This is a genomic window from Streptomyces sp. NPDC007189, from assembly GCF_040703635.1.
Classification (GTDB): domain Bacteria; phylum Actinomycetota; class Actinomycetes; order Streptomycetales; family Streptomycetaceae; genus Streptomyces.
The window spans coordinates 1-1,767 of sequence record NZ_JBEYEY010000067.1; the positions used below are offsets into that span (position 1 = coordinate 1).

Annotated in this window: 2 protein-coding genes and 1 pseudogene; all 3 read left to right on the forward strand. The window is 60.9% G+C overall.

The genetic code is table 11. From position 1 onward, the window contains the following. The first annotated feature begins 102 nt into the window (after window positions 1-102). Complete coding sequence (locus AB0950_RS40350; RefSeq protein ID WP_366780809.1) at window positions 103-306, forward strand: hypothetical protein; 204 nt, start codon at window positions 103-105, stop codon at window positions 304-306. A gap of 198 nt (window positions 307-504) precedes the next feature. Then, window positions 505-645, forward strand: a pseudogene (locus AB0950_RS40355) (hypothetical protein); the annotation flags it as partial. 57 nt (window positions 646-702) lie between these two features. Continuing rightward, the gene (locus AB0950_RS40360; RefSeq protein ID WP_366780810.1) at window positions 703-1,644 is read left to right on the forward strand and encodes a hypothetical protein; all 942 of its coding nucleotides are present in this window, start codon (window positions 703-705) and stop codon (window positions 1,642-1,644) included. Window positions 1,645-1,767 lie beyond the last annotated feature (123 nt).

Genomic DNA, 1,767 nt, shown 5'->3' on the forward strand with positions numbered 1-1,767 from the left:
TCAGTACCGCCACGACGTCCTCGACGGCTGCCTCACCGGCACCGGTCTCCGACGCCAGCCACCATGACGACATCACGCATTCAAGGTCAATAGGCTCTCGGAGTGTCGAATGATCTCGGGGTGCATCAGTCGCAGGCGGGAGAGAACCTCCTGCGCGGCCAAGCCGTGCTGGCCGACCGGGCTGAGCGTGACCATCAGCGAGATGCCGCGGGTGCCGGCCACGAGATGGCCTTCGCAGCCATTGATCTTCTGCCCTGGGCCGTGGCCACGGCGTTCTTTCCCGACGGCCGAGGCCGCTCCGCCTGACCGGACATCGAGGACCGTGGCCACCGTCCTGCCGCACGGGCGGTGGCAGCTGCCGGGCATCACCGCTGGTCTCGGGTTCTCCTGGAAACACGCCACGTCCGCTTCGCTGACCGGGGGCCGCCGTGTCCGACACACTCCACGTCGCCGCGCGTCCGACCGGGCCCGGCAGCTGCCGGGTGACCGTGGCCGGGGGAGCTCGATGTGGTCACCGCCCCAGACGTGCGGCAAGCTCTCCGGGCCGCCGTTTCCGCCCACGACCGCGTCGACGTCGACTGCGACGGGCTCACCTTCTGCCATTCGAGCCGACGCATGAATTGCCAAAGACCTCCCCACATGTAGGCGTTGACGAGATACTGCTGTCGAGGGCCTGTGACGGACGGTTAGAGCTGGGGCAGCATGTCGAAGGTTGAGACGGAAACCGAAGGTAACTCTGAATCGCGTAATGATGCTTCTAATGGAGGTAGCCAACTACTGGCCTCTCGATCACTGGCGATCCGCCTCCTTGTAGCCCTACTCGGCGTTGCGCTTGTTTCGGGAAGTAGCATTCTGGATTCCGAAGGCAGCTATGAGGAAAATTACCAATGGAGCATCCTTTCTGAGTGGATGAGAACCGTTGGTTATATCGTAATAGCCCTTGCTGTCCTTTGGATTGTCTTTGACGCGCTTCGCCTGGTCGAGAAGCGCGAGAGGGAACGGGCGCGGAGCGCTCTAGCCAGTGCGCCAAGCATCCGTGCCTCCGGTGAAGGTGCAACGATCCATGTGCACATGCCGGTCGGACATACAGGCGATGGCGCCAGCACAGTTCAGCGACTACTCACAGGGCAGCGCGAGGAGAGCCAAGAGCGCATCCTTGAGGACTCGTACATCCAGGGGATATCCCAAGCGCGCGTGATCTTTTGGGTGAGCATAATCTTCCTATGCCTCGGCGGGGCCGTGCTTATAGGAGGAGCAGCCTACGCCATTCTCAACAACGGAAGTGGTGGAAAGGTTGCTTCAGGCGCCTTGGCTGCGGCATCAGGAGTAGTGTCAAATCTCCTTTCCGGCATATTTCTCTATCAGGCGAATAGGTCGCGCAACTCGGTATCGGAACAGGCCGTGCGCCTGCAGGCAAGTACGATAGCGAGTCATCGCATAGCGATTATTCGTGAACTTCTTGATTCCATAGATGATCCAGAGCACAAGCGCGAGGCTCAGGTACAACTCATCAGTACCTTGGTGGCCAGCCTTGAAGATCTTGACGCACGCCAATCTGTATTTGGTGTAGGCCTTGCGGGTCCACGAGCGCGAAGCGCGGAGCGTCAGTCCGTCAATGGCCAGTCAGATCAGCGAGCTGGCTGAGGACCGGAGGCAGGAGCAGGACTGTTGCTTACTGACCTTCAAAGCGTGGTGTCGTAGGGGCTGACGCCTCATGATCCCTGCGGTATGCCGACGTTATGAGGTATGCGCAAGGGGGCGGGCTGA